We start from the raw sequence: 24701 nt of genomic DNA on the forward strand, positions 1-24701 counted from the left end.
CGGAGTCCCGGGACTCCGAGTGAGGCCTTTCACGTGTCGTCTCTCAGTCCGTCTCCTCGTCGGGCGGAATCGGAGTGCTCCGCATCCGTCCGGAGGGAGGCGCGAGCGGGACGGTGCCCTCCCCGGTTCCGGTCTCCGTGCTGTACGGCTGCCGCCGCGTCGCGGAGTGTTCCTCCGGGTCGGCGAGCTCGGCCGTATGGGCGGGGTCGGGGTCGTCCTTGATGTGGTGCAACGGCTGCGTGTCCACATCGGCGGCTTCGACCTCCGCCGCGTCGGCTTCGGTGAGGTCGGCCGGGACGATGTCCTGTGTGATCTGATCTGCCGGCGTCGGCGCCGGTTCCGCCGGCCCGGTCACGGATGCGGTCTGCTCACTCGGGAGCGCCGCCGCCTCCCAGGTGACCGGGGAGGACGTTTCGCGAGCGCCCTCGGGGAACACCGGCGCCGCGTGCTTCGGCGAGGGTGCTTCCGCGGTCTGGACTCTCTCGGCAGGGGGCTCGTCGGCCGCCTGGGCGGAACCCGGCTGTGGAAGGCGGGGGTGGACGAGCACGTCGCCTGTGGAGGGACGGACGAAGTCGCCCCACTTGATGGGCCGGTTGGGCCGGTTGCGCCGGGGCGAGACGGGCTCCGGCGGAGCGGGAAGCTCGGTGACCTCCGGCGTGTGGGGCGCGGCCGTGGGCTGGACCACCGGCAGGGCCTCAGGCTCCTCCGTCGCGTCGGAGGCGGGGGACGTGCCTCCGATGGCGTCCGCATGCTCGGGAAGCGGAGACACCGGAAGCGGCGGAGCCTGCTCGGGCGATGTCGCGATCGCGGGGACGACGGCATAGGGCGCGGTCGGCATCTCGGCCTCTTCACGGCCGCGTGAACCGCGCTCCTCGGCGAAGGGCACGATGTCACTTTCTTCGACCAGGCCGTCCAGAGCGGTCCGGGACGCCCGCGCGTGCTTCAGAAGGAGGAGAAGCAACCAGAGCCCGATCGCGAGCAACGCCCAGGGCAGCAGCGCGACCACGATCGCGGCGCTCTCCGGGTCGAAGGTCATGTCGGTGGCCGTCGCCACGGTCGCCGACGCGGCCGCCGCGAACAGGACGAGCAGGACGACGGCGGCCTGCGCCCGGACCAGGAAGCGGCCGCCGCGCAGCAGCGGGACGCTGACCAGGGAGAGCACCAGGAGGGCGTCGAAAGCCGTCGGGTACAGGTAGGCGAGCCTGGGCTCCGCCCGACCGGTGACGGCGAGGGCTCGGAGATCGTCGAAGGAGAGCGCGCAGGCCGCGCCCGCGAGCACCGCCACGATGAGGCCGGCGAGGCCGATCACGAGACGGCGCAGCACCGGCGGGATTCCGGCGGATGTCGATGTGGACGGGCGGGAGGTGATGCCTGCCGCTCCGGGGGGGTTCGCGTCCATGGCGTTCTGAGCCTACAGAATCATGCCGACCGTTTGACCAGCTCTGTGAGGCTGATGTCTCCTGAAATGGTGGGTCATATCGGGTTGGTCGCCCTCGATCGGCGGTCCACTCGCCCGGGCGGGGAGGGTCCGTCCCCGGTGGGATTCCGGGCCGCCGGCGCCGCGAGAAGCCGCGACCGGACACCGGGTGTGTGATCGTTCGGGCGACTTTGGGAGAAGGTAAATCTGTTCTAACGGAGTTATCTCCGCTTATAGCGTGACTTATGAGTCTGAAGTGATGGCCGTACATGGTGGAAAGGCGACTCGTGGACCGCTCACGGGCACGCAAGTAGCTCTGTGCTGTGGCATTAGGCGTTAGCCTTGCCTTCGTGAGCCTGAACCTCTACGACACCAGCACGCGTACGGTCCGTGAATTCGTACCGGTCGAGCCCGGCCGGGTCTCGATGTACCTGTGTGGTGCGACCGTTCAGGCTCCGCCGCACATCGGGCACATCAGGTCCGGGGTCAATTTCGACGTCCTCCGCAGGTGGCTGACGCGGCAGGGGTACGACGTGACCTTCTGCCGCAACGTGACGGATCTCGACGACAAGATCATCCGGGTCGCGGCCGCAGAGGACGTGCCGTGGTTCGTCGTCTCCGAGCGCAACCAGCGGGCGTTCACCTGGGCCTACGACCAGCTCGGCTGCCTTCCGCCGACCGTCGAGCCGCGCGCGATGGGCCATGTCCCGGAGATGGTCGAGCTGATGCGGCGGCTGATCGACAAGGGCCACGCCTACGCCGCGGGCGGCGACGTCTACTTCGACGTCATGTCCTACGCCGACCGGTACGGCAAGCTCTCCAACCAGAAGCTGGAGAACATGCGGGCGGCCGGGGACACCGACACCGACTCGCTCAAGCACGACCCCCGCGACTTCGCCCTGTGGAAGGGCGCCAAGCCGGGCGAGCCGACCTGGCCAACTCCGTGGGGTCGCGGCCGGCCGGGCTGGCACCTGGAGTGCTCGGCGATGGCCACCAGATACCTCGGCGGGACCTTCGACATCCACGGCGGAGGCGTCGACCTGATCTTCCCGCACCACGAGAACGAGATCGCGCAGTCGCAGGCGGCGGGCGACGGGTTCGCCCGCTACTGGCTGCACAACGGCATGCTGATGCTCGGCGGCGAGAAGATGAGCAAGTCGCTCGGCAACTCGCTGCTGATCCCCGAGATGTTGCGCAAGGTCCGCCCGGTCGAGCTGCGCTACTACCTGGTCGCGGCGCACTACCGCTCGCCGATCGACTACTCGGAGGAGGCCCTCCAGGAGGCCGCGGCCGGCTACCGGCGTATCGAGGGGTTCGTGACGCGGGCGGCCGAGGTGATCCACGACGTGGACGCCGCGGCGCCACTGCCGCAGGCCTTCGTGGACGCCATGGACGAGGACCTCAACGTGTCCCAGGCGCTCGCCGTGATCCACGAGGTGGTGCGCGAGGGCAACGTCGCCCTGGCCCACGGCAACAAGGAGCAGGTCGCCCGGCTGCTGGCCGAGACGCAGAACATGCTCGACGTGTTGGGGCTCGACCCGAGGTCGGAGCAGTGGCGTACGACCGGAGACGACGGTCTCCGGGAGGTCGTCGACGCTCTGGTGGCCGTCGCGCTCGAGCAGCGTCAGGCCGCGCGGGCACGCAAGGACTACGCCGCCGCCGACGCGATCCGCGACCAACTCGCCGCCGCTGGGATCATCGTGGAGGACACCCCCCAGGGTCCGCGTTGGGAACTGGCACGCTGAGCGGGGCCGGTACCCTAGGGACCATGGCTGGTAAGGCTTCAGGGAAGTCCTCGAAGAGGCAGGGTCCCACCAGGGGCACGGGTGGCAAGGTCCGGGGCTCCCTGGAGGGCAAGGGGGCCACGCCTCCTGCGCACATGCGGCACTGGTACAAGGACAAGGCGCGGGCCGAGCGGATCGAGCGCGAGGCCGCCGGGCGTCCTGGCCGCCCCGCACGTGCCGCGACCAGGCCGCGCAGGGACGACGCGCCGGAGGTCATCGGCGGGCGCAACCCGGTGCTGGAGGCGCTGCGCGCCGGAGTGCCCGCGAACGCGCTCTACGTGGCGCAGCGGATCGAGAGCGACGACCGGGTACGTGAGTCGATCAGGATCGCGGCGGATCATGGAATCGCCCTGCTGGAGGTCTCTCGCGACAAGCTCGACCGCCTTACCGAGGGTGGGATCCACCAGGGTGTCGGGCTGCAGATCCCCGCGTACGACTACGCCCATCCGGAGGAGCTCGTCGAGAGGGCGCGCGAAGCCGCTGAGGTGCCGCTGATCGTCGCCCTGGACGGTGTGACGGATCCACGCAACCTGGGTGCGATCGCGCGGTCGGCGACGGCGTTCGGCGCTCACGGCCTCCTGATCCCAGCGCGCCGCTCGGCTGGAGTCACAGCCGGAGCGTGGAAGACCTCGGCGGGAACCCTCGCCCACCTGAGGGTCGCGCGGGCGGCGAACCTGACTCAGACCCTCCAGGCGTACCGGGAGGAAGGGCTGTTCGTCGTCGGACTGGACGGCACCGCCACGCTGGACATCGCGCAGGTCGAGTTGGTGACCGAGCCGCTCGTCGTGGTCGTCGGCTCGGAAGGCAAGGGTCTGTCGCGTCTGGTCCGCGAATCGTGTGATCAGGTGGCGCGGATTCCCATGTTCGCCGCGGCGGAGTCCCTCAACGCCGGAGTGGCCGCGGGGATCGCTCTGTACGAGGTCGCGCAGCACCGCCGGCGGTGATTCTGCGGTGACGGTACGGGCTGCTGGCCACTAGACTCGTGCCGATACGCCGCCTTAGCTCAATCGGCAGAGCATCTGTCTTGTAAACAGAAGGTCTGGGGTTCGATTCCCCAAGGCGGCTCCACATGAGAAGGCCCCTGACCAGGCATTTTGCCGTCAGGGGCCTTGTGTTTGTCCGGGTCGTGATCAGGCTGCTTCGTCCAGGTGAGGACGAAGGCTTCGCGGGGGGTTGTTCAGCCAAGTCGGCGACGTCAGCCATGTTGGGTGCGGTGCCGCAGGCGCGTTCTCGTGGGCAATTGACGATTTGTGCCGGGCCGTTGCTCAGCCGTGGGCGGGGCCGAGGTCGTGGATCGTCTGGGCGAGTGCTCGGATCAGGTCGGTTTCGGCCTCGGTCTGCCATATCAGGGCGTAGGTCAGGCGTGGCATGTCCGGCATGGGTAGCCACTGCAGGTGCGCCATCGCCCAATATCGGGTGACGTGGGCGGGGAAGTTGTGGACGATCTCGCCGGTGCTGACCAGGTGGATCAGCTCGTCGGGGTTGGTGATGGCTTCGATCCGTTCGATGGTCTGGCCACGCGGGGTGTGGAAGGGGAGGTAGCTGTTCTCCCAGTAGTCCGGCATGTGGGGGGCGGTGGCGTGTCGGAAGTCGCCGAGCGCTTCCAGGGGTACGGAGGACCGGCCGGCCAATTCGTGCTCGGCGGAGACGGCGAGGACTCGTGGGTCGGTGAACAGGATCGGGCCCACGGTGAGATCGGGTTCTTCCACGGGTAGCCAGGCGATCAGTACGTCCATGTCGCCGTTGCGGAGCCCGGCGAACGGGTCGATGAAGGGGGTGCGGCGCAACTGCAGTTCCCATTGCGGGTGCCGGTCGCGGAATGCCCGCCAGTAAGGATGCAGGTCGTGGACGTTGAAGGGCAGCATGCCCACCCGCAGCCGCGCGTTGATGCCGCGGGATGCCATCCGGGCGCGTTCGAGGCTTTCGTGTAGGCCCGCGTAAACCGGGAGCAGGTCGTCGCGCAACTGTCGGCCGACCGGGGTCAGGCGGACCTGGCGGCGGTTGGAGCGGTCGAACAACGGGGACCCGATGCGGCGTTCCTGCTGGCTGATCGCCTGGCTGACCCGCGCCTGGGACACGTGGAGCCGGGCGGCCGTTCGGCCGAAGTGCAGCTCCTCGGCCAGGGTCAGAAAGATCTCGATGTCCCTAAGTTCCATGTTGTTCCTAGTCGCGTTATAAGCGCCAAGTTATCGGATCGCACGGAATCCCACGTTGATGCTGGCACGCCGCCACTCCACAGTGGGAGACGTCCAAGACCGCAAGTGGTGGCCCCGTCGAAGGAGTTGGCCGTGAGCGACGCGCTCGACACGACGGCGATGTATGCGATGCATGACGCGCTGCGCCGGGAAGCCGAGCACCTGGCCAGAGTCACCACCCTGGTCGGCGCCGACCAGGGCGCCGTCCTGCGCACAGCCGCCGGCTGGGACCTGTTCAAGACCGCCCTGCACATCCACCACACCGCCGAGGACGACGTGCTGTGGCCCATGCTGCGCCAGATCCTGGCCGACCGGCCAGCCGACCTGACGCTGCTGGAGGCGATGGAGGCAGAACACGCCGCCATCGACCAGGTCATCGAGGCGATCGATGAGGTACTGGCCGCGTCCGAGGACGGGTTGGACCGGCTCGGAGATCTCACCGATTCCCTGGTCACCGGCCTCACCGGACACCTCAGGCACGAGGAGGACCAGGCGCTTCCGCTGATTCAGGCGGCCGTCACCCAGGAGCAGTGGAATCGCTTCGGGCGGATCCACGCCCAGCGGATCGGTCCCGCCGTACCCAGAATCCTGCCGTGGCTCCTGGACGGCGCGAGCGACCAGACCGTCGCCGCAATGCTGGCGCAACTCACCGAACCGGCGCGCCAGGTCTACCAGCACCAGTGGCGACCTGCCTATGCGGCCCTCGACCGCTGGCATCAGCGGAAGGAACGATCATCACCGGCGGCATCGGTCAGGTTTGAAGAAGCACCGGTCGGGCCGCCGCTTCTACCGTTGAGTGACACGCGCGCCGGGGTGGCGTCCGGGGCCTGCCTGGATGCCCGGCCGGGCACATGACCACCCATGCGCCGCATAACCATCTTTGTAAATTTGTAAAGGAGTAAGGCATGAAGGCACACGTCAGCTCGATCCTTCTTGGCGTCCGGGACATGGATCGGGCCAAGCAGTTCTACACCGAGGGGCTCGGCTGGAAGATCCAGAGCGACTTCGGGATCTCGGTGTTCTTCGAATCGGACGGCGCCTCGCGGGTCGGCTTCTACAGCCGTGAAGGCCTGGCCGCTCAGGTGGGTTCGGACCAGGAAGGCAGCGGCTTCAGCGGACTGGTCCTGACCTACGTCGTCCGCAGCGAGACGCGGGTCGACGAGGTCATGGCGGAGGCCGAGAAGGCCGGCGCCACGGTCCTCAAGCCCGCCGGCGCTCTGCCGTGGGGCGGGTACGGCGGCACCTTCGCCGACCCGGACGGCTACATCTGGAGCCTCGGTTACAGCCCCAAGGGCACCGACCAGCCCTACGCGGAGTAGCCGCGAACTTTGTCACACAGCCGTCCGGGATGGTGGGGCGCGCTGTCGCTGCCGTCCCGGACGGCTGTGACCCCGAGTTCCGGTGAACCGGCAGGACGAACAGGAGAAGGTCATGAAGTTTCGGGCCCACGTTGAGCCACCTGAGCCCATGCGGGGCCTAGAAGTTCCGTCCGAGGTGGTAGCAGCGCTCGGCGGGGGCCCGCGGCCGCCCGTGACGATCACAGTCAACGGGCACTCCTGGAAGAGCCGGGTCGCCCTCCTGCGCGGCCGCCACCTGCTCGGTCTCAGCAATGCCAACCGGCAGGCCGCAGGTGTTGCGATCGGCGACGAGGTCGAGGTCGAATTGGAGCTCGACACCGAGCCGCGCGTCGTCGTTGAGCCAGAGGACTTCGCACAGGCTCTGGACGCCGACCCCGTCGTCCGCGCCGCGTACGACGATCTCGCGTATAGCCACAAACGTGAGCATGTACGCGCCATCGAGAGCGCGAAGAAGCCCGAGACGCGCCGGCGGCGTATCGAGAAAGCCATCGCCACCCTGCGGGGCTGACCCCGAAAGTATGACTCCGGCGGCAATGCAATCACCGTGCGGAGGCATCACCCTGCCCGACTCTCCCCGAAACAGCAGATATGGCGAAACGCCTTCCGACCGGTCTGTACTTGTTTCTTGCCTTTGAGTTCGCGTCGGGCGCCGTGACCAAGTACTGGGCCGCGCCGGCCCACCTCGTCATCATGGGCATCCTCGCGCTGGCCAACTGGCCCGCCGACTGGCGCGACCTCCTGCGGGCTCCTGCCGGCGAGGAGTGGATCCCTGTGCTGGTCGAGCAGGCAGCGAACTGAGTTCCGTGGCCCGACGGTGTCACCGCGGGCCACGGCGTCCGACCTTCCTCACCCGTATCCGGAACAGGAGACCCGACGCATGAAGGCCCCGCCTCGATCGCTCGCGCAGCGCATACAGGACACCCGGCGCCGCCTCGACGAAGACGTCGACGCCTGGGTGGCCACCGCCGACCGAGCGGGCACGCCGTATCTGGTGCCGCTGTCGTTCCTCTGGGACGACGAGACGCTGTTGATCTCGACGGCGGCGGGCAATCCCACGGCCCGCAATCTCCGTGCCGGCAGCCGGGTCCGGCTCACGATCGGGCCGACCCGCGACGTGGTCCTGATCGAAGGATCCGCGGTCGTCGCCGACGGGATCACCGACGAGGTCGCCGACGCGTTCGCGGCCAAGACCGGGTTCGACCCCCGCGAGCAGCGCGACTACCCGTACTTCCACATCCTGCCGGAACTGATCCAGGCCTGGCGCGAGGTCAACGAGATCGCAGGACGGGATCTAATGGTCAACGGCAAGTGGCAGACGTAGCGTCGATGGCGGCTTCCATCTCGCGTTTCACCGTGCTGATCTGGTCGTCCACGTCGCGGATCTCTACGGGAAGCATGAACTCCCGGGTGAACAGCGGATCGGAGCCGTACTCGGCGCGCCAGTGCGCCCGGAAGAACGGGGAGCCGATCAGCCGTTCGCCTTGGGCTCTCTTCGATGACCAGGCGTTTCTGTCACTGGTAGACCGCTCTGGGCGCCTCCGATCTTGCTAACACGCTTGCGGGGTCGCCGAGCAGGTCAGGGATGGTTGTGCCCGGTTGTTACCCTGAGGGGCGTGGACCGGATGGAGACGCGCGAGGTGGAGTACTTCGTCGCGGTCGCGGAGGAACTGCACTTCGGGCGGGCGGCCGAGCGGCTCGGCATCGCGCAGCCGCCGCTGTCGCGGACCATCGGCCGGCTCGAACGCCGGCTCGGCGTCCGGCTGTTCGAGCGGACCAGCCGCCGCGTCGATCTGACCGACGCGGGCGGCGTGTTCCTGGCCGAGTGCCGCCGGGTGCTCGACGCGATGGACACGGCCGTACGGCAGACCCGGCGCGCCGCCCAGCAGCAGCGGCTGGTCGTCACCACCAGGCCTGGAACCGGTCCCGGACTGCTCGCCGAGGTGGTGCGGGCCTACGAGCGGCTGCCCGGCGCGGTGCCGGTCGAGGTGGTCTTCACCCACGACCAGCTCGGCGTGCTGCGCAGCGGCGCCGCGGACGTGGGGCTGATGTGCGGGCGCGATGACCTCGGGGGAATGACGAGCGTCGATGTGGCCGAGGAGTCCGCGGTGGTGCTGCTGCCGCCCGATCACCGCCTGGCCGGGCGGTCCGCGGTGGCGCTCGCCGAGCTGACCCGGGAGGACGCCTACCGTGATTCCGTCCCGCCGTACCCGCTCGACCAGATCGTCGACCTGGTCTCCTTCGGCCGGTTGATCGTGGTCGTCGGAGTGAGTGCCACCAACCGGATCGGCGACTGCGTCGTGGCGGTGCCGGTCCCCGACGTCCCGGCGACCCGGCTGGTGCTGGCGTGGCCGGACGGCGGCCAGAACCCGGCGCGGACGCTGTTCGTCCGGACCGCGAAGGCGGTCGCGGCGGGCCGCGCCACGCTGGGCCGCGCCTCCTAGACGAGTCCGAATCCGAGCTGGGTCGCGCCTCCGTCGGAGGCCAGTTCGACACCCGTGATGTAGCTGCTGGCCGGTGAGGCGAGGAAGAGCGCGGCCGCGGCCTGCTCCTCGGGCAGGGAAAAGCGGCGGAGCGGGATCGGCGCCACGTGATCCGCCCGCCACTGTTCCCGCGCCGCCGCGTCCAGACCGGACGCGGCGAGGGCGGCGTCCACCGCGGGCGTGTCCGTGGAGCCGGGGGCCAGCGCGTTGACCCGGATACCGCGATCGCTCAGCTCGTTGGCCCAGGAACGGGCGAAGGACCGGACCGCGGCCTTGGACGCGGAGTAGACACTCAGCCCCTTCTGACCGCTGGTGGAGGCCATCGACGTGACCAGCACGATGGACGCGCCGTCGTTGAGCAACGGGAGCGCCTTCTGCACCGTGTACACGGTGCCCTTCACGTTGATGCCGAAGATCTTGTCCATGTGCTCGTCGGTGACGTCCGCCAGGCCGACGAACTCGCCGAACCCGACGTTGGCCACCACGGCGTCGATCCGGTGGCCGTCCTCGGACACCCTGGCGTACAGCCGGTCCACGTCCCCGGGGTCGGTGACGTCGCCGCGCACCCCGACCGCGCCGTGGCCGATCTTCGCGACGGCGATGTCCAGTTCCCCCTGCCTGCGGCCGGTGATGTAGACGTGTGCGCCCTCCTCGGCGAACCGTTGCGCCGTGGCGAGCCCGATCCCCGTGCTGCCGCCGGTGACGACCGCGACCCTGTCGGCGAGCTGTCCCATGCTGAACTCCTGCTGTTTGACCCGTTGCGAACACTTCGAGTTCACCACCGGGATCATGGGAGACCAATGATGACCCGGGTATCAGGCGATGCGTCCCAGGTATCGATGACCTGCTGCTTCGTTCAGGAGTGAGGTTCGAAGACCGGGGTGAACGGGTGGGAGCGCGTCCCAGAAACGCAGCGCCCACCGGCGCCGATCGAACGGTGCAGCGCCCCGACGTCCAGGCGTTCGCCGGCGCACTCCAAGGTGCGCAGGCGTCACGAGGGATCTTCATCGCCACCACCCGTTTTTCCCGGGCGACGTGGACTTCGCCGAAAAGGTCCTTCACGAATCACCCTGATCGACGGTCGCCGTCTCGAAGAACTGATGGTCGCCTACGACTGAGGTGCACAAGAGGCCGAAACAGTGATCACCCGATCAGGGCGGCGAGACAACGATGGACGGGCGCTCCTGTGGCAGGAACTGCTGTCGGGCATGGCCTCTGAACTCCCCGGCCGGGCCGGAGCGCGGCGCCCGGCTGGGGGGGATGTGGTGAGCGGTCAGGACAGGTGCCCGAGCTGGCGTAGGGCGCCGAGGTCGTCTCGGCAGGCCCAGTGCTCGGCGATCCGGTCGCCGTCGAAGCGGACCATGTGGATCTGCTGCATGCTGAACCGCCTACCGGTGGGCGGATGCCCGAACAACGGACCGTGCTGGGTGGCGGTGAGGGTGGCCCGGTAGGCTGCCCGGTCTCCGGCCGACAACACTTCGTGGACCTCGTAGCGGATGTCGCCGAGGGCGGAGTGCAGGAACGCGACGGTGGCCTTGAGGTTGTCGGGGCCGGGCGGAGCGGGACTGGGCGGTGCGGCGTGGTCGACGAAGTCGGTGGTGACCAGTCGGTCGGCGAGGTCGGTGTCGCCGGTTTCGAAAAGGTCGCGATAGATGCCGCGGATGATCTCCTCGTGCCTGGTCATCGCGCCTCCCGGCGAGCTTGCAAGGTGTAGAGGGCGACGCATGCGGCGCCGGCCATCAGCGGGACGTGGAACAGGTACTCGATGCGGGCCAGGCCCGCGAAGTCGTGGTGGTCCAGGACGCGGTGCAGGTTGTCGTGCGGCCACCAGCTCAGCAGCATGAAGCAGACGCTCACATAGAGCGCCCAGGCCTGCCCGGCGGATTTGGCCGTGCGTCGCGCTGCGGGCAGACCGACGATGGCGTACGCGACGCCTGCGCCGAACAGCAGCGACTCGACCACGGACAGGATCAGGAAGTAGGGCAGGAGATCCGCCGACGGGGTCATCGCGCCGGGCGGGTCCGGCCATATCACGCGGCCGAGGGCGAAGGCCGCCAGGGCGGCGATACCGGCGGCGGACGCCGCAGTGATCCGAGTGGCGCGGGCGGGGGTCGGTAGGGTCGTCATTGGCTACTCACTCAGGTGACTAGAACGACATTACGGTGACTAGAATGAGATTAAGGTGAACGGCGTGGCGGCGCAAGACGGTTCCCGGCCCAATCGACGCCAGATCCAGGCGGCCCAGACCCGCCGGGACATCATCCTGGCCGCGTCGAAACTGTTCACCCAGCATGGATACGCGCACACCTCGGTCGCCGAGATTGCCCGGGAGGCCGGCGTGGCCGTACAAACGATCTACGCGAGTGTCGGCACCAAACCGCAATTGATCACCGCGATGCTCGACGAGGTGGACGCCATCGCCGAGATCCCGCAACTGGCCGCACAGATGCAGCGATCAGACGACGCCCACGAGGTCATCTCGCTGGTGGTGCGCCTGACCCGCCAACTCAACGAGCGCTGCCACGACATCATCGCCGGACTGCGTTCAGGTGCCCACGTCGACGCCGACCTCGCCGCCGCGTACGCCGCCGGAGCCGCCCGCCACCGCGACGGATCCACCGCCTGCGCCAAACGCCTCGCACGGCTCAACGCCCTACGCCCCGGATTGGACACCGCGACCGCCGCCACCACAATCGCGGTGCTGCTGTCCACCGACAGTTACGCGCAACTCCACACCGAACACGGCTGGCCGTACGACCGGTGCGAAAAGTGGCTGCGCGATACCCTCAACCAGCTACTCCTGCCGGCTACGACCTAAAACCGTCGAGTCTGAAGGCGGCGCCATGCGAGAAGGCCCCTGAACAGGCATTTGCCGTCAGGGGCCTGGTGATTTGCCGGGTCATGCGGTCTCTTCGGTGGCTTTGGGAGTCGCCGGCTCCCGTTCCCCAGGAGAGCGCCGGTCCCGCCATCGCTGAACAGGCCACAGGCCCAGACGTGTCCGGGGTTACTGGCACAACGATTGCGCGTACCGTCTCCACGCCCGGGGGTCGACCCGGGCGTCAGGCCGGGATGGCGCCGAGTTGCTGCATCATGGCGACGCCGTCGAACTGCGTCCAGATGTCGGTCACGCGACCGTTTTTGAGGCGGTAGAAGTTCATACCCTCGACCCTGATCGTCTGGCCGGAGGCGGGGATCCCCATGAACTCCTGCTGCTGAGAACCGGTCACGACCCACCGGGTGGCGACGGTGTCGCCACTGGCGATGATGTCCTGCAGGTCCTCCTTGAGGTCGGGGAAGATCGCCTTGAAGCCTGCGACCTTCTGCTTGAAGCCGGCCAGCGTCGGCTCGTGGTCGGGCGCCGGATTGTGGTCCCGCAGGCCCGGGTCGCAGAGTTCGTCGATCGTCGCTTGGTCAGCTGCGCGAAACGCGTGCTCGAAGCGCGTGATGATCTCGATGTTGCCGGACAAGGCCAGCCCCTCTCCTTCGGTTGATGTTGACGGCTCTGCGTCCCAGCGGCTGATCTCGCCGGCCGGGTAGGCGCCGAACGCGCCGGTCTCGACGCCGGTCTTGAGGCTGGTGAGGTAGGCGCCCCAGTTGGTGCTGCATCCGCTCATGAATTCGCCGGCCTGTTGCCAGCCGGAGTGGGCGAACAGAAGTGTGGTGCCGCCGTGACCGGTGGACCGGAGGGTGAAGGTGATCCGGGTGTCGATCCAGGTGTCGGGTCCGGCGGTGACCCGCCACACCACCTGGTCCGGGGTGTCGGCCAGGACCTGCATGACGGCGGCGGGTTGCTCGGTGTCGCCGAAGCGGATACTGAAGCTGGAGCCAACGGTGTGTTCGCCGGTGGGCGGCCGCCCGGTCCACCAGCGGGCGATGCCATCGGTGCCGGCGATGAGGTCGTGTACCCGCTGGGGCGGGGCGTCGATGCTGATGCGGTGCAGGATCTCAGGCATTGTGGGTCCCTTCGGTCAGGCGGCGATGAGGGCGTCGGCCGGATCGTGCTCACGGGGGGATCGGGTGTTCGTCGTGAGTTCTTCCGGTGCTCCTGCCGCCCCTCTCTGGCGGATCTGCAGCAATGACGAACGGCCGGCCGCCGGACGGACACCACCGCTGGGGAAAATCGGCCGGCGGTTGCTGTCCGTCCACGGCGACGCTGTTCGTCTGATACTTGACGCGGCATCGCCCCGTGACAGGAGGACTCATGCAGTACGCGTTGTTGGCCTACGCCCCGCCGGAGAACACGGACCGGGCAACGCGCCCGATTCCGGATACCCTCGCCGCCCTGCTCGACCGGTCGGACATCACCGGCTGGGCACGGCTCCACGCTGACGAGTCGGCGACGACGCTGAGCAACGACGAAGGACGGATGCTGCTGACCGACGGACCGTTCATCGACAGCAAGGAGTACCTCGCCGGCCTGTTCCTGATCGAGGCCGACAACCTCGACGGGGCACTCGCCATCGCCGGGGAACTGCTCCAGGAGACCAGACCCGGCACCGCGATCGAGGTGCGGCCCATCCTCGACGGACGCTTCCGTGGCGCTTGACACCGTCTTCCGCGACCAGTGGGGTCGCGTGCTGGCCACGCTGGTCGGGATCCTCGGCGACATCGAACTCGCCGAGGACGCGGCCGCCGAAGCGTTCGCCATCGCCGCCGAACGCTGGCCACGCGACGGGGAACCGGCCAACCCCACTGGCTGGCTGATCACGACCGCACGCAACCGCGCCATCGACCAGCTGCGCCGCCGGCAGGTACTGGCCGACAAGACGAAGCTGCTCGCCCGCGACATCGAGACCGGGCCGCAGCCATCGGAGGCACTCATGGACGGCGCCGCCACCATCCCGGACGAGCGGCTGGAGCTGATCTTCACCTGCTGTCACCCGGCGCTCGCCCTCGATGCGCGTGTGGCACTCACCCTGCGCACTCTTGGAGGCCTGTCCACCGACGAGATCGCGTTGGCCTTCCTCATCCCGTTCGAGACCATGAGCAAGCGACTGACCAGGGCCAAACACAAGATCCGCGACGCGGGCATCCCGTTCGCCGTGCCCCCTGATCATCAGCTACCCGACCGGCTGGCGGCCGTCCTCGCCGTGGTCTATCTGATCTTCAACCAAGGCTGGGGCGGCGGCCGCGTCGACCTCGCCGCAGAAGCGATCCACCTCGGCCGGGCGCTCGCCGACCTGATGCCAGACGAGGCTGAAGTACTCGCGCTGCTGGCGCTGATGTTGCTGCACGACGCGCGCAAGGCGGCCCGCCTGCGCAACGGGCAGATCGTCCCCCTCGACGAACAGGACCGTGCGCTGTGGGACGAGCAGCAGATCGACGAGGGCCGAGCGCTGCTGCAGCGGGCCATGGCACGAGGGCGCACCGGGCCCTACCTGGTCCAAGCGGCCATCGCCGACCTGCACCTGTATGAGCCCCGCGACTGGCGACAGATCGCCGCGCTGTACCAGACGCTCGCCCGACAGACCCGCTCTTCGATCGTCGAGATGAACCGGGCCATCGCCGTGGCCGAGATCGACGGGCCCGAAGCAGGCCTGGCCATCCTGGACCGCCTCGACCTCGACCACTACCGATACTTCCATTCCACCCGCGCCGAGCTCCTGCGTCGCGCCGGCCGCGACGGCGAGGCCCACGACGCGTACCGCCGGGCGCTCGACCTCGCGCAGACCGAGCCCGAACAGCGCTTCCTTCAAGACCGGCTGGCCGAGACCACACCATGACGTCGACCCGCTGTCAGTGGAGTGCGCTCAGCCGCGTACCGATGTGAGAGAGAGCTCTGGGACGGTACGGCCGGCCCGAGGAGATGGCCGCCGCCATCGCGTTCCTCGTCGGCCCCGACGCCGGCTTCGTGACTGGCGCCACGCTGAACGTCGACGGCGGCTTCAACGCCTGACGGGCGGCTGCGTTCCCGGTCGCGCGTCCCTCCCTACTGCAGATGCGGGGCTCATGACACGTCTCTCGCCGGCACCCCCCTCGAACGGCGACGGCCGCCTCCACGGGGATCGCGGAGGCGGCCGGAGACCGAGTGGCAGCGTGTCCTCGAGCGTCGATCACGGTCGCTCATGAGTGCCCTGAACCGCAGGTCAGAGCATCCGAGAGGGATGATCCCCGCGATTCCCGAGCTGACGACACCGCAACGAGCCTTCAGCTCGGCTCGCATCGAACGGCGAGCCGAAACGCGCCACACAGTGCCAAACCTTTTTGAGTGCCTGCGGGTCATACCGGCCCGTGCGGGCCGCATCTCCGATGATTCGCGGATCGAGGTGACCGTCCACGGCGATCTCGGTACCCAGATCAACATATTCCCGCCCGCGGTAATCGGGGTGGCGTCGCAGTTGATCAATGGCGAGCCGAAAGCCGGCATGCCATTCGATCGGGCATGGCAGTCGATGGGCCGCGGCTTGCACGGCTGTTCCGCGATGACTCGGATCCAGGACCAGCGCCTCCACGTCACGGTCGAGCCTGACCGGTCCGTGTACCTGGGCCTCGATGTAGTCATCCAAGGCGTCCGGATCATCCGCCTCGGCCAACTCGATGAGTGCCATGCGGGACACGACACCGAAGGCCGACGGTTCGAAGTAGCTGTCCGGATAACAGAACGTGGCTCGTGAAAGGGCCTCTGCGGTCAGCCTGAAGTGCGCGGATCCGAACCGCGACGCCGCACCCATGGGCTTACGGCGGTAGTTCAGTGCGCCGTAGACAGGACGATCGTGAGCGGGTGCGTGGTCGTATGCGCCGCCGAAGATCCGGCTCTCCCAGCGCCACCGGTCCCCGCCCGGATGGGCGGTCAGACCGCCGTTGCTCGTGCCCGTGACGAACTGCGAATGGTAGATGCCGTCGTCGGCAAGGCCGAGCAAAATGGGCCGGTCGCCCACCGGCCGGTCGGGATGGAAGTTCAGCGTCACACGCATGTGGGGGTCGAGTGGCTCGCCTGACGATAGGGCCGCGACATGGCGGAGGGCTCGCATTTGCGGCGAACCGGACGTCTCAGCGCTCATCCCGTAGCGTGCCTCCGCACCGGTTTCCAGGACGTGGTTCCGCGCTGCGGGGATCCTCTCCACCCGCGCGGCGGCCGTACGTCGACTGATTCCGTCAGTGGACGAAGAGATGCCCGCTCACCTCCCCCAAAAGATGAGCGGGATTCCTTCTCATGTCCAGCCGGGTTCAGCAGGCCTTGGAGAAGACCTTCGACGAGGACTTGTAGGCGCAGGAGTCCTTCAGCGTCCCGGACGCGTTCCGCAGGTAGGCGGTGTCCGAGGTGTTGTTCCAGATGTAGGCGAAAGTGCCCAGCGTGGAACTCCTGCCCCAGTAGCGGTTGGTGGAGGTGTTCTTGCCCTTGCCGGTCCGAACGGTGACCGTCTTACCGGCGCCGAGGGTGAACGTGCCGAACTTGTAGATGTGACCCGAGGTGGTGCTCTGTTTGTCGCGCAGGGTCCAGCCCTTGAGGCTGACCGCCTTCTTCGTCGTGTTCTTGATCTGCACGTACTCGCCGTTGAGCTTCTTGTTCGTGACGGGAGTGTCGGAGGTCCGGCCGTACGAGTTGTAGTAGATCTTGGTGATCTGGATGGCCGGGCCGGCCGCATAGGCAGGCTGGGAGACGACGACCGCGCCGATGACCAGCGAGGTGGCCAACAGCAGGGAACGAGCACGCACAGGAGACTCCTGAGGTGGGGGACATGAACTGCGAGTTGATCATATTGATGGCGATAGTTACCGATGGACCGTTCCCGCATCGGTTTGGTATCTCTAGGGGTTTTTGCGCTTAGGGGGACCGTCTTCTACCACGGGACCGGCGTCCCGTCCCAGGAGAAGAACTCTCCGGAGGGTCCGTCGTTCTTCAGCAGCGCCAGCCGGATCGCGCCCGCCGCGGCCTCGGCCGGGTCGCCGCCGCTGGTGGCGGCCGTGGCGTTGAGGTCGGTCCGGCGCAGGCCGGGTGCGAGTGCGTTCACCTTGATGCCGTCATCGGCCAGTGCGTGGGCGTAGTACACGGTCAGCGCGTTCAGTGCGGCCTTGGACGACCGGTAGGCGGCGTAGGTGCCTCGGTGCGGGAACTGCGGACCGGTGGCCCAGGTCAGCGATCCAGTACCGCTGGAGATGTTCACGATCCGGGGGTGCGCGGACCGCCGCAGCGCCGGCAGGAAGGCGTTGGTCACCGCGACGACCCCGAAGACGTTCGTCTCGTAGATGAGGCGAAAAGTGTCGACGTCCTCTCGGTCGGGAGTCTCGTCATCGCCGGAGATTCCGGCATTGTTGACCAGGATGTCCAGCGTGTCGACCTGGCGCGCGGCGTCGGCGATGCTCGCGGCGTGGGTCACGTCCAGGACGAGCAGTCGGGTGTCGCCGCCTATCTCCTCGACGGCGCGCTCTCCGCGTGCGGCGTCGCGCGAGCCGACGTAAACGGTGAGACCCGCGCCCGCGAGTTGGCGCGCGATCTCCTTGCCGATGCCCTTGTTGGCACCGGTGACCAGTGCGATCGAGTTGTCCATGCCGTCGAGGGTGCCTGCCGGCGGGGTAACCGATCCAGGCACAATCGATACCAGTGAGCAGGAAACCGGGAGGTACCGAATGGCGAGAGACGAACTGGCCCGTTTCCTGCGCGATCGACGGGAGGGGCTGCGCCCCGATGACGTCGGCCTCCCCGCGGGGCCCCGGCGCCGCACGCCAGGCCTGCGCCGCGAGGAGGTCGCCGACCTGGCCTGCATGTCGGTCGACTACTACGTCCGGCTGGAGCAGGCACGGGGGCCACGTCCGTCGCCGCGGATCCTGAAGTCGCTGGCGGGTGCGCTCAGGCTCGCGCCCGCCGAGCGGACGCACTTGTTCCGGCTGGCCGGCGTGGCCCCGGAGTCGCCCGCCGGGCCCCCGCGGGAGGTTCGCCCGTACGTGGCGGACCTGCTGCGACGGGTCCCGGAAACCGCGGTCGTCGTCACCGCGGCCACCTACGACGTGATCGCCTGGAACCCCCTCGCCGAAGCGTTACTCGGCAACCTCCGCGCCCAGCCCAACCTGGCCCGCCGGCGCTTCCTGTTCCGTGATGAGGTGCTGACCACGGGCCATGAGGAGTTCGGTGAGTTCGCGGTTGCTCGGCTGCGCGCCGCAGCCGACCGGTATCCCCACGACACGGCCCTCGTCGCCCTGCTGGCCGAGCTCAGATCGGGCAGCGCGGAGTTCAACGAGATCTGGGCCACCAACCCGGTGCACGCTCCCGGTCACCGGACGAAGACCATGACGCATCCCGATCTCGGCCGGCTTCGCATCAACTGCGACATCCTCATCACCCCGGACGACGACCAGCAGGTCGTCTTCATGACCGCCGATCCGGGCACGCCGACCGCTCGCGCCCTGCGTCACCTGGCCGCCCAGGTCGCATGACCGGTGTCTCCCGGGTCGGGTCGGGTCGAGTCGGGGCCGGTCAAGTGAGCGGAGCGTCCTGCGGATCCGCCGGCCCTGGGCAGTGATCGGCGCTGCCGTCCGCCGGGGTCCGCGTCTTCTTGCGGATACGGGAGGCGCGGAGGTTGGCCATGTTGCCGCACGTGCGCACGTTGTGCCAGACCCCGCTGTTGTTTCTGGACGTGTCGTAGAAGGCGGATCGGCACCCGGGCTCACGACACAACTTGAGGTGGGCCCAGTCGCCGTCCTGCTGGGCCAGCAGGATCTCTGACCAGACGGCCGACTCCAGCCACCTGCCACCCGTACCGATGGGGACGATCCCTACCCGCCCCTCATCGTCGGAGACGAGGCTCACCTGGGCGCGCTGCTCGACCTGTGTACCGGCCAGGTCGGCAGGCCGCTCACCGGGAGGAACCGCAAGCATCTTCTCCACGATCGTCCTGAGGTCCCGTAGCGCCTCCAGGTCCGCCTGGTCGACCGACGGTTCGGGGACGCCGAGCCCCCGGCTGCGGGCCCATTCCCGGGCGGCACCGCGCAGCCAGTCCTCAGCCGACGTGCGGTCGGTGAGCAGATCCGGGCCGTCGCGTTCGACGGCATGCGTGTTGACCAGTTCCTGCACGAGGGCGAGTCCGGCAGGGGCGGTCCGGGCCCCGAATCTCTCAGTCGCCAACCATGACATAGGTAAGAGCTTATTTGACTACGTCGCCAGAAGCGAGCACTCTGAGACAGAAGCAAAGCTTAATACGCCTCTGTCGCAGTAATAGAGCGCCTTTCGAGGGAGTGTGGAATGACCACTGTCAGTGGAGCGACCGTCCTGGTCACGGGCGGACAGCGAGGACTCGGCAAGGAGATCGTGCAGGAGCTTCTGCGGGCCGGGGCCGCGAAGGTGTACGTCACCTCCCGCGAGCCGGTGGCCGAGAACGACCCGAGGATCGTCCCGCTCGAGTTCGAACTGGCGGACCCGCGTGCCGCCGCCGAGCTCGCGCGAGCCACCGGTGACGTCACCATCGTCGTCAACAACGCCGGCATCATGACCTTCGGATCGCTCCTCGAGGACGACGAGGAGGAGGTCAGCCGGGTCTTCGGGATCGTGGCGTTCGGCCCGCTGCGCGTCGCGAAGGCCTTCGCGCCCGTTCTGGCGGCGAACGGAGGCGGTGCGCTGGTCAACATGCACTCGCTGACGTCGTGGATCGCCGGATTCCCCGGCTCCGGCACCCACGGCGCCGCGAAGGCCGCCTTGATGTCCATGACCAACACGCTCCGGGTGGAACTCGCCGCGCAGGGCACCCAGGTCCTCGGCGTCCAGCTCGGTCTGACCGACACCGACCTGGTCCGGCAGGTGGACGGCCCCAAGAACGACCCGCGCGCAGTGGCCGCGGACATCGTCGCGGCCCTTCAGAAGGGGGAGTCCGAGCTCCTCGTGGACGACTTCAGCCGTCACTTCAAGGCCGCGCTCTCCGGGCCGGTCGAAGGACTGATCGTGTCCAGCTGAGATCAGGCGCCGGTGCGGAAGCCGGCGGGCTCCCTGATGGGGATCAAGGGCGGCGCCACGCGCTGCCTCGCGGCCCCACGCCCGCTCGCCGGCCACTGACGAACTGAGGGAAGTCATCGTAAAACCCGCTGACGGCAACGCCCCCATGAGAGCCATCAACGACGCGCTGGGCTACGTACCGACACACAAGACGTACGAATACCAACTCGATCTGTAGAAGGCTCCCAGGGGCAGGAATCGAAAGGTCTTCAGCGGTCGGCGACGAGTTGGGCGCTTATGCCGGGGCCTTGGTCGTGGATCCAGGCTTCGGCGCGAGGCAATCGGTCCTTCACGCCCTCGTCCCAGAGGCGTCTGAACACCGGGTCGGCGTCGGCGGCCGCGCGCATGTTGACGTGGAAGCGGTGGATCATGGCTGCCGCCGCGGGGACCAGGGCGAGACGCTGGGGCATGGTCATGCCGTAGACGTCGGCGAACAGGGCGACGCGGTGGGGGACGTCAAGGTCGGTGAACGCGGGCGCCCTGTCCTCGGGATGCAGCAGGGGCGCCCAGTAGTACAGGGCGTTGGCCAGGTCGTCGACCCTCGTGGTCGGTTTGGCGAGGTCGAAGTCGATGAGCGCCGCGGGCAGGCCGTTTCGGAAGACGACGTTGCCGGGGCAGTAGTCGCGGTGACTCACCAGCAAGGGTTCGCCATCGGGGGTCGAAGTCGTGTTCCGCGCTCCAGGGGTTCTTCCCCAGGCCGCGTCCGCAGGTGGCACCCAGCCGTGAGCGGCGTCATGAAGGCGACGGATGAGCCGCGCAAGTTCGACCAGGACCTCCTCACCCGCGGTGTACGGCGGCAGGGGTTCGCGGGGAACCTCGCCAGGAACGAACGAGAGCACCTCGCGGCCCTGGTCGTCGAGGCCCAGGGGAATCGGAGCGTCCGAGAAACCCGCAGCGTGCAGGTGCGCCAGGTAGGCCTGGACTGTCGCGGTGAAGGGCCGAACCGGACGGCGGACGGTGTCGCCCACCCGCACGATTCCCTCGGTGACGCCATCGCCGATCAGTGGTTCTTCATCGCGTCGGCCGACCTTTGCCCGCGGCGGCGGGCGGTTCATCGGGTTCCACGACGCGATCGTCGCGCGCCGGTGCCCCGGCGCTTTGCCGTACGGCTCATGCGACTGGCATGGGGACGGGCATTCCAAGGGACCACGAACACGAGTCTGCCCAGATCGCGCCGGGGTTGTCGACTACGTTCCCGGAAGCCGTCCGAGTCACTCGGACGCGTACAGCCTGGCCTGCCGCCCATCGCGCGAGAGGCGGCAGGCCAAAGAACGCCGTGCTTATGCACCGAGCCTGGAGGCCACGCGGCTCAGCCTCTTGCGAGCGTCCGGACCGAGCCGGTCGATCACGGGCCGGCCGACCCGCCGCAGGATGCCGGGCTTGCCCGTCCTGCCGCCTTCCGCGGAGGACGCCCGCGCGCCGGCGGAACTGACAGTGCCCGATTCGTCGGTTAGCCGCAGCCTGCCGTCGGCGTCGACCTGGGCCTGGCCGATCTTCAGCTCGGGGCCGGCGTGGCCGTCCAGACGGGCGAACAGCCGCCAGGTGCCCGGGCGCAGGCCGGCGAAGGGAGACTGGCCGCCGTCGGTGGTGCGCAGCCGGACCCTGCCGCCGACCGGCTCCATCACGGCGGGCAGCGCGATGGAACCCGAGTCGTCGCCCTTGCCGCGCAGCACGAACCAGGCGCGGGTGGGGGCGGTGCCGGGGTGGGAGACGACCGCCAACTGGACGGCCGGCTCACCGTCGTCGTTCGGCACGCGCGACACCTCACGCTTGGCGAGGACGGTGCCCAGCTTCTTGCCCTTGCGGTCCACGTCCAGGCTGAGATTGCCCTGCGGGACGGTGAAGTAGGGGATGGTGAGCTGGGCGGGCTTGCTCAGCAGCGCGGGCAGGCATTGGTCGTCGACGTGCGCGGCGCGGTCGGCGCCGAGCCGGGCCTTACGGACCAGGCCGAGCCCGCGCACCGGGACCCACACGTCCCACGTGCCGCGGGTCAGGGCGTCGCGGCCCCCCACCGCCTTCGGGTCGAGGTAGCCCGTACCGCGCAACACGACCTGACAGCGGACGTCGCCGTCGGCCAGCCGCTCCAGCTCGTCGACGGAGGTCTCGAACACCGCCGGGCACGGCCACTCCACGGCGGTGTCGCGGTCGCGGACGCTCACCTCGGCCTTGAAGTCGTCCAGCTCGTCGGTGACGTCGACCAGCTCGCCGTCCGCCAGAACGCCCTGGTGGAAGTCCGGGTGCAGGTAGTACCGGTCGCCGCGGCGCAGCAGGGCGAGGGGAGCCCTGTCGTCCCCGTGGACCAGCCGGGCGCTGACGGTGATGGCGATCCTGCCGTCCTCTTCCCAGGCCAGGTCCTCCAAGCGGGCGTGGCCCTTGACGGAGGCCGCCCGGCGGGCGATCTCAACCAGCTCCTGGCGCCGGTCGCGACGGAGAAGGGTCGAGCGGATCCGCAGGACCGCGCCGAGGCCGTCGTGAACGCCGTCGTTGATGTAGCCGTCGGCGAGTTCCTTGATGGCGTCGACCATCTCGTCGAGGTATTCGGGGGTGTACTTCACGACGGAGGGCTCGCTGAGCCGTCCGAGCATCTCGACGCGGTAGAAGCGGCGCAACAGTCCTTCGCGGAACTCGCCCGGCTCGGTGTTGGCGTTGACGACGTCGAGGACCTCGCGCAGGTTGCCGTAGTAGCCGGACGGGACGATCTTGGCGGAGCCGGCGTTCTTGCCGTCGTCGCGCTTGGAGTAGTGGTAGCAGGTGTAGTCGCCGAGGATGGAGACCACCTTCGCCGGAAAGTACGTCTCCATCATGTAGAGCTGGTCTTCGAGGCGACGCTTGCCCTCGGGGTAGGCGATCTTGTTCTCCCGCAGGAACTCCGTACGGAACATCTTGTGCGGGGTGAGGCTGTCGACCAGCGACGTGTCGTAGATGGTGCACTTTTCGCGGTTGACCCGGAAGACGCCGTGCGGGACGGCGCGGAAGTTGCTGGCGACCTTGCCGAAGACGATGTCCGAGCCGTTGCGGTGGCCCATCTCCCACAGCCGCCGCAGAGCGTCGGGCGCCAGGTAGTCGTCCTGGTCGACGAAGTGCACGTACTCGCCGCGAGCTTCGGCCACGCCGATGTTGCGCGGCTTGCCGGGCCATCCGGAGTTGGGGATGTGGATGACGCGGACGTGGGAGTGCTCGGCGGCGAGCCTGTCCAGGCGTGCGGGGGTGTCGTCGCTCGACCCGTCATCGACGAAGAGCAGTTCGAGATCCCCGGGTGGCAGCGTTTGGCCGAGCAGGGAGCCGATGCAGGGTTCGATGTACTTGCCCGGGTTGTAGACCGGGACGATGACACTCACCTTGGCTGACACCGCGAACCGCCTCCTGCGCATATGTGTGACCAGCCCGTTCAGGCCGCATTCATAGTCGCGCCTTTGCGAGGCCATGCCTAATTAACCGACGAGCTAAAGACGCCTAGATTACGAAGAAAGTTGTAAATGCCCGCTAAGTGTGATCTAGATCACACTTAGCGGGCATCTGTCACCGGCTTGCCGTACGCACGGCTGGCGTGAGCGCCTGGAAGCGCCCAGCTCGGCTATTCGGAGTCGCGTGAGCGCCGTCTGGCGCGGAACTGCTCGACGGGCAGGCCGCCCCAGCCCCAGTTCTCCGTCTCGACCTCGTCGATGACGACGAAGGTGGACTCCATCGGTTTGTCGAGCACGTCGAGGAGGAGCTTGCTCACGCCGTGAATGAGCGCGGCCTTCTGCTCGGCGGTGGCGGCGTCCGCGCCGGGTTCGGTTCCCTCACGGGTGATGTGAATCGTGACGATTGGCATGGTCGGGTCCTGTCGGGGTTGTCGCTCGTGTGGGCGTGTTCAGTGGCCGGCGCTCTGGCCGCCGTCGATGTGCAGGATCTCGCCGGTCACGAAGGGCGCCGACTCGAGATAGAGCACCCCGTCGACGACGTCGCCGATCTCGCCCATCCGGCCGACGGGGTGCAGACCGGCGAGTGTCTCGTGGGTCTCGACGGAGTGCATCGGAGTCTTGATGACCCCCGGCGAGACGGCGTTCACCCGCACGCCCCTGGTCGCGTACTCGATGGCCAGTGAGGTCGTGGCGGCCGCCAGGCCGCCCTTGGTCAGCGAGGCGAGCACGGACGGCACCTTGGAGTTGGGGTGGTCGACGAAGCTGGTCGTGATGGTGACGATATGGCCGCCGCCCTGCTCGATCATGGGACCCAGCACGCGCTGGGTGATGTGGAAGAAGCCTGTGACGTTCACGCTGGTCGCTGTGGCGAAGTCGTCCTCGGTGTAGTCCGTGAACGGCTTCGCGATGAAGACGCCGGCGTTGTTGACCAGGGTGTCGACGCGGCCGAAGCGGTTCAGCGCCTCCGCGACCACGCGGTCGGCCGTGGCCGCGTCCGCGATGTCGCCTTGTACGGTCACGACGTCCGCGTCCGTGGAGGGCGTGATCGAACGTGAGGTGGCGACGACTCCGTAGCCGAGCTTGCGGTAGGCGTCGACCAGGCCGGCGCCGATGCCCTGTGATGCTCCCGTGATCACAGCGAC

The 24701-nt window shown here is 68.3% G+C and carries 29 protein-coding genes and 1 tRNA gene; 16 read left to right on the forward strand and 14 right to left on the reverse strand.

Going from position 1 to position 24701, the window contains the following annotated elements; genetic code table 11:
* Positions 1 to 43 precede the first annotated feature (43 nt).
* On the reverse strand, positions 44 to 1399 hold the full coding sequence (locus tag Psi02_RS36150; RefSeq protein ID WP_203980361.1) for a DUF2637 domain-containing protein: 1356 nt from the start codon (positions 1397 to 1399) through the stop codon (positions 44 to 46).
* Positions 1400 to 1767: 368 nt separating this feature from the next.
* Between Psi02_RS36150 and cysS the strand changes: the two genes are divergently transcribed.
* The 3 genes from cysS (at position 1768) to Psi02_RS36165 (ending at position 4269) form a co-directional block, all read left to right on the forward strand.
* Positions 1768 to 3162 (forward strand): cysteine--tRNA ligase, encoded by a 1395-nt coding sequence (gene cysS, locus Psi02_RS36155; RefSeq protein WP_203980362.1) that lies wholly within the window; start codon positions 1768 to 1770, stop codon positions 3160 to 3162.
* Positions 3163 to 3185: 23 nt separating this feature from the next.
* Positions 3186 to 4145 carry a 23S rRNA (guanosine(2251)-2'-O)-methyltransferase RlmB gene (rlmB, locus tag Psi02_RS36160; RefSeq protein ID WP_203980363.1) on the forward strand — a complete coding sequence of 320 codons (960 nt, stop codon included), beginning with the start codon at positions 3186 to 3188 and terminating at the stop codon, positions 4143 to 4145.
* A gap of 48 nt (positions 4146 to 4193) precedes the next feature.
* Positions 4194 to 4269: transfer RNA gene (locus Psi02_RS36165), tRNA-Thr, on the forward strand.
* A gap of 197 nt (positions 4270 to 4466) precedes the next feature.
* Here Psi02_RS36165 and Psi02_RS36170 read toward each other — a convergent pair.
* On the reverse strand, positions 4467 to 5357 hold the full coding sequence (locus tag Psi02_RS36170; RefSeq protein ID WP_203980364.1) for a LysR family transcriptional regulator: 891 nt from the start codon (positions 5355 to 5357) through the stop codon (positions 4467 to 4469).
* Between the two features lie 132 nt (positions 5358 to 5489).
* On the opposite strand from Psi02_RS36170, the gene Psi02_RS36175 reads away from it, so the two are divergent.
* The 6 genes from Psi02_RS36175 to Psi02_RS36200 all read left to right on the forward strand — a co-directional run bounded on the left by Psi02_RS36175 (position 5490) and on the right by Psi02_RS36200 (position 9195).
* Positions 5490 to 6251, forward strand: coding sequence for a hemerythrin domain-containing protein (locus Psi02_RS36175; RefSeq protein ID WP_203980365.1), 762 nt, complete (start codon positions 5490 to 5492; stop codon positions 6249 to 6251).
* Positions 6252 to 6301: 50 nt separating this feature from the next.
* On the forward strand, positions 6302 to 6715 hold the full coding sequence (locus Psi02_RS36180) for a VOC family protein (RefSeq protein ID WP_203980366.1): 414 nt from the start codon (positions 6302 to 6304) through the stop codon (positions 6713 to 6715).
* 112 nt (positions 6716 to 6827) lie between these two features.
* Positions 6828 to 7262 carry a YdeI/OmpD-associated family protein gene (locus Psi02_RS36185; RefSeq protein ID WP_203980367.1) on the forward strand — a complete coding sequence of 145 codons (435 nt, stop codon included), beginning with the start codon at positions 6828 to 6830 and terminating at the stop codon, positions 7260 to 7262.
* A gap of 143 nt (positions 7263 to 7405) precedes the next feature.
* Positions 7406 to 7552 (forward strand): hypothetical protein, encoded by a 147-nt coding sequence (locus Psi02_RS36190; RefSeq protein ID WP_203980368.1) that lies wholly within the window; start codon positions 7406 to 7408, stop codon positions 7550 to 7552.
* Positions 7553 to 7631: 79 nt separating this feature from the next.
* A complete protein-coding gene (locus tag Psi02_RS36195) occupies positions 7632 to 8075 on the forward strand; it encodes a pyridoxamine 5'-phosphate oxidase family protein (protein ID WP_203980369.1) in 444 nt (147 codons plus the stop codon).
* Positions 8076 to 8376: 301 nt separating this feature from the next.
* Positions 8377 to 9195 (forward strand): LysR family transcriptional regulator, encoded by an 819-nt coding sequence (locus Psi02_RS36200; RefSeq protein WP_275415336.1) that lies wholly within the window; start codon positions 8377 to 8379, stop codon positions 9193 to 9195.
* On the opposite strand, the gene Psi02_RS36205 is transcribed toward Psi02_RS36200, so the two are convergent.
* Positions 9192 to 9968: an SDR family NAD(P)-dependent oxidoreductase gene (locus Psi02_RS36205; RefSeq protein WP_203980371.1), complete on the reverse strand. Its 777-nt coding sequence runs from the start codon at positions 9966 to 9968 to the stop codon at positions 9192 to 9194. The genes Psi02_RS36200 and Psi02_RS36205 overlap by 4 nt on opposite strands.
* A gap of 203 nt (positions 9969 to 10171) precedes the next feature.
* On the opposite strand from Psi02_RS36205, the gene Psi02_RS41260 reads away from it, so the two are divergent.
* Positions 10172 to 10453, forward strand: a complete 282-nt coding sequence (locus Psi02_RS41260) for a restriction endonuclease (RefSeq protein WP_203980372.1) — start codon at positions 10172 to 10174, stop codon at positions 10451 to 10453.
* Between the two features lie 54 nt (positions 10454 to 10507).
* On the opposite strand, the gene Psi02_RS36215 is transcribed toward Psi02_RS41260, so the two are convergent.
* Both Psi02_RS36215 and Psi02_RS36220 read right to left on the reverse strand, forming a co-directional pair.
* Positions 10508 to 10918: an ester cyclase gene (locus Psi02_RS36215; RefSeq protein ID WP_203980373.1), complete on the reverse strand. Its 411-nt coding sequence runs from the start codon at positions 10916 to 10918 to the stop codon at positions 10508 to 10510.
* Complete coding sequence (locus Psi02_RS36220; protein WP_203957926.1) at positions 10915 to 11361, reverse strand: hypothetical protein; 447 nt, start codon at positions 11359 to 11361, stop codon at positions 10915 to 10917. The genes Psi02_RS36215 and Psi02_RS36220 overlap by 4 nt, the downstream gene beginning before the upstream one ends.
* A 64-nt stretch (positions 11362 to 11425) precedes the next feature.
* On the opposite strand from Psi02_RS36220, the gene Psi02_RS36225 reads away from it, so the two are divergent.
* Complete coding sequence (locus Psi02_RS36225) at positions 11426 to 12052, forward strand: TetR/AcrR family transcriptional regulator (protein WP_203980374.1); 627 nt, start codon at positions 11426 to 11428, stop codon at positions 12050 to 12052.
* A gap of 241 nt (positions 12053 to 12293) precedes the next feature.
* Here Psi02_RS36225 and Psi02_RS36230 read toward each other — a convergent pair whose 3' ends face one another.
* Positions 12294 to 13187, reverse strand: a complete 894-nt coding sequence (locus Psi02_RS36230) for an ester cyclase (protein ID WP_203980375.1) — start codon at positions 13185 to 13187, stop codon at positions 12294 to 12296.
* A gap of 248 nt (positions 13188 to 13435) precedes the next feature.
* On the opposite strand from Psi02_RS36230, the gene Psi02_RS36235 reads away from it, so the two are divergent.
* The 3 genes from Psi02_RS36235 to Psi02_RS36245 are packed head-to-tail and all read left to right on the forward strand — an operon-like array spanning position 13436 to position 15130.
* Complete coding sequence (locus Psi02_RS36235) at positions 13436 to 13780, forward strand: YciI family protein (RefSeq protein WP_203980376.1); 345 nt, start codon at positions 13436 to 13438, stop codon at positions 13778 to 13780.
* Complete coding sequence (locus Psi02_RS36240) at positions 13770 to 14957, forward strand: RNA polymerase sigma factor (RefSeq protein WP_203980377.1); 1188 nt, start codon at positions 13770 to 13772, stop codon at positions 14955 to 14957. The genes Psi02_RS36235 and Psi02_RS36240 overlap by 11 nt, the downstream gene beginning before the upstream one ends.
* A 56-nt stretch (positions 14958 to 15013) precedes the next feature.
* Positions 15014 to 15130 carry an SDR family oxidoreductase gene (locus Psi02_RS36245; protein WP_308442302.1) on the forward strand — a complete coding sequence of 39 codons (117 nt, stop codon included), beginning with the start codon at positions 15014 to 15016 and terminating at the stop codon, positions 15128 to 15130.
* Between the two features lie 190 nt (positions 15131 to 15320).
* Here Psi02_RS36245 and Psi02_RS36250 read toward each other — a convergent pair whose 3' ends face one another.
* The 3 genes from Psi02_RS36250 to Psi02_RS36260 all read right to left on the reverse strand — a co-directional run bounded on the left by Psi02_RS36250 (position 15321) and on the right by Psi02_RS36260 (position 17723).
* The gene (locus Psi02_RS36250; protein ID WP_239095449.1) at positions 15321 to 16148 is read right to left on the reverse strand and encodes a DUF3626 domain-containing protein; all 828 of its coding nucleotides are present in this window, start codon (positions 16146 to 16148) and stop codon (positions 15321 to 15323) included.
* A 253-nt stretch (positions 16149 to 16401) separates the two neighbouring features.
* Entirely contained in the window at positions 16402 to 16890 is a 489-nt protein-coding gene (locus tag Psi02_RS36255; RefSeq protein ID WP_239095450.1) for a lamin tail domain-containing protein, read from the reverse strand.
* A gap of 125 nt (positions 16891 to 17015) precedes the next feature.
* Positions 17016 to 17723 (reverse strand): SDR family oxidoreductase, encoded by a 708-nt coding sequence (locus Psi02_RS36260; protein WP_203980379.1) that lies wholly within the window; start codon positions 17721 to 17723, stop codon positions 17016 to 17018.
* Positions 17724 to 17802: 79 nt separating this feature from the next.
* On the opposite strand from Psi02_RS36260, the gene Psi02_RS36265 reads away from it, so the two are divergent.
* Positions 17803 to 18606 carry a helix-turn-helix transcriptional regulator gene (locus tag Psi02_RS36265; protein WP_203980380.1) on the forward strand — a complete coding sequence of 268 codons (804 nt, stop codon included), beginning with the start codon at positions 17803 to 17805 and terminating at the stop codon, positions 18604 to 18606.
* A gap of 40 nt (positions 18607 to 18646) precedes the next feature.
* Here the strand turns inward: Psi02_RS36265 and Psi02_RS36270 are convergent, their stop codons facing one another.
* On the reverse strand, positions 18647 to 19303 hold the full coding sequence (locus Psi02_RS36270; protein ID WP_203980381.1) for a CGNR zinc finger domain-containing protein: 657 nt from the start codon (positions 19301 to 19303) through the stop codon (positions 18647 to 18649).
* 108 nt (positions 19304 to 19411) lie between these two features.
* Here Psi02_RS36270 and Psi02_RS36275 point away from each other — a divergent pair, with 108 nt between their 5' ends.
* Positions 19412 to 20116 carry an SDR family oxidoreductase gene (locus Psi02_RS36275; protein ID WP_203980382.1) on the forward strand — a complete coding sequence of 235 codons (705 nt, stop codon included), beginning with the start codon at positions 19412 to 19414 and terminating at the stop codon, positions 20114 to 20116.
* Between the two features lie 248 nt (positions 20117 to 20364).
* Here Psi02_RS36275 and Psi02_RS36280 read toward each other — a convergent pair whose 3' ends face one another.
* The 4 genes from Psi02_RS36280 to Psi02_RS36295 all read right to left on the reverse strand — a co-directional run bounded on the left by Psi02_RS36280 (position 20365) and on the right by Psi02_RS36295 (position 24695).
* Positions 20365 to 21123, reverse strand: coding sequence for a phosphotransferase enzyme family protein (locus Psi02_RS36280; protein ID WP_239095451.1), 759 nt, complete (start codon positions 21121 to 21123; stop codon positions 20365 to 20367).
* A 312-nt stretch (positions 21124 to 21435) separates the two neighbouring features.
* Positions 21436 to 23505 carry a glycosyltransferase family 2 protein gene (locus Psi02_RS36285; protein ID WP_203980384.1) on the reverse strand — a complete coding sequence of 690 codons (2070 nt, stop codon included), beginning with the start codon at positions 23503 to 23505 and terminating at the stop codon, positions 21436 to 21438.
* 224 nt (positions 23506 to 23729) lie between these two features.
* Positions 23730 to 23969 (reverse strand): tautomerase family protein, encoded by a 240-nt coding sequence (locus Psi02_RS36290; protein WP_203980385.1) that lies wholly within the window; start codon positions 23967 to 23969, stop codon positions 23730 to 23732.
* Between the two features lie 39 nt (positions 23970 to 24008).
* The gene (locus Psi02_RS36295) at positions 24009 to 24695 is read right to left on the reverse strand and encodes an SDR family NAD(P)-dependent oxidoreductase (protein ID WP_203980386.1); all 687 of its coding nucleotides are present in this window, start codon (positions 24693 to 24695) and stop codon (positions 24009 to 24011) included.
* Positions 24696 to 24701: the final 6 nt, after the last annotated feature.

It is taken from the genome of Planotetraspora silvatica (genome assembly GCF_016863315.1).
GTDB classification, from domain to species: Bacteria; Actinomycetota; Actinomycetes; order Streptosporangiales; family Streptosporangiaceae; genus Planotetraspora; species Planotetraspora silvatica.

What these genes read in the sequence shown, in the direction of transcription:
- Psi02_RS36265 (WP_203980380.1), top strand. Translation starts at nt 17,803, where the DNA reads ATGGCGAGAGACGAACTGGCCCGTTTCCTGCGCGATCGACGGGAGGGG.
- Psi02_RS36220 (WP_203957926.1), bottom strand. Translation starts at nt 11,361, where the DNA reads ATGACGACCCTACCGACCCCCGCCCGCGCCACTCGGATCACTGCGGCG.
- Psi02_RS36275 (WP_203980382.1), top strand. Translation starts at nt 19,412, where the DNA reads ATGACCACTGTCAGTGGAGCGACCGTCCTGGTCACGGGCGGACAGCGA.
- Psi02_RS36250 (WP_239095449.1), bottom strand. Translation starts at nt 16,148, where the DNA reads ATGCGTGTGACGCTGAACTTCCATCCCGACCGGCCGGTGGGCGACCGG.
- Psi02_RS36235 (WP_203980376.1), top strand. Translation starts at nt 13,436, where the DNA reads ATGCAGTACGCGTTGTTGGCCTACGCCCCGCCGGAGAACACGGACCGG.
- Psi02_RS36230 (WP_203980375.1), bottom strand. Translation starts at nt 13,187, where the DNA reads ATGCCTGAGATCCTGCACCGCATCAGCATCGACGCCCCGCCCCAGCGG.
- Psi02_RS36195 (WP_203980369.1), top strand. Translation starts at nt 7,632, where the DNA reads ATGAAGGCCCCGCCTCGATCGCTCGCGCAGCGCATACAGGACACCCGG.
- Psi02_RS36270 (WP_203980381.1), bottom strand. Translation starts at nt 19,303, where the DNA reads ATGTCATGGTTGGCGACTGAGAGATTCGGGGCCCGGACCGCCCCTGCC.
- Psi02_RS36180 (WP_203980366.1), top strand. Translation starts at nt 6,302, where the DNA reads ATGAAGGCACACGTCAGCTCGATCCTTCTTGGCGTCCGGGACATGGAT.
- Psi02_RS36205 (WP_203980371.1), bottom strand. Translation starts at nt 9,968, where the DNA reads ATGGGACAGCTCGCCGACAGGGTCGCGGTCGTCACCGGCGGCAGCACG.
- rlmB (WP_203980363.1), top strand. Translation starts at nt 3,186, where the DNA reads ATGGCTGGTAAGGCTTCAGGGAAGTCCTCGAAGAGGCAGGGTCCCACC.
- Psi02_RS36215 (WP_203980373.1), bottom strand. Translation starts at nt 10,918, where the DNA reads ATGACCAGGCACGAGGAGATCATCCGCGGCATCTATCGCGACCTTTTC.
- Psi02_RS36150 (WP_203980361.1), bottom strand. Translation starts at nt 1,399, where the DNA reads ATGGACGCGAACCCCCCCGGAGCGGCAGGCATCACCTCCCGCCCGTCC.
- Psi02_RS36200 (WP_275415336.1), top strand. Translation starts at nt 8,377, where the DNA reads ATGGAGACGCGCGAGGTGGAGTACTTCGTCGCGGTCGCGGAGGAACTG.
- Psi02_RS36185 (WP_203980367.1), top strand. Translation starts at nt 6,828, where the DNA reads ATGAAGTTTCGGGCCCACGTTGAGCCACCTGAGCCCATGCGGGGCCTA.
- Psi02_RS36170 (WP_203980364.1), bottom strand. Translation starts at nt 5,357, where the DNA reads ATGGAACTTAGGGACATCGAGATCTTTCTGACCCTGGCCGAGGAGCTG.
- Psi02_RS36260 (WP_203980379.1), bottom strand. Translation starts at nt 17,723, where the DNA reads ATGGACAACTCGATCGCACTGGTCACCGGTGCCAACAAGGGCATCGGC.
- Psi02_RS36290 (WP_203980385.1), bottom strand. Translation starts at nt 23,969, where the DNA reads ATGCCAATCGTCACGATTCACATCACCCGTGAGGGAACCGAACCCGGC.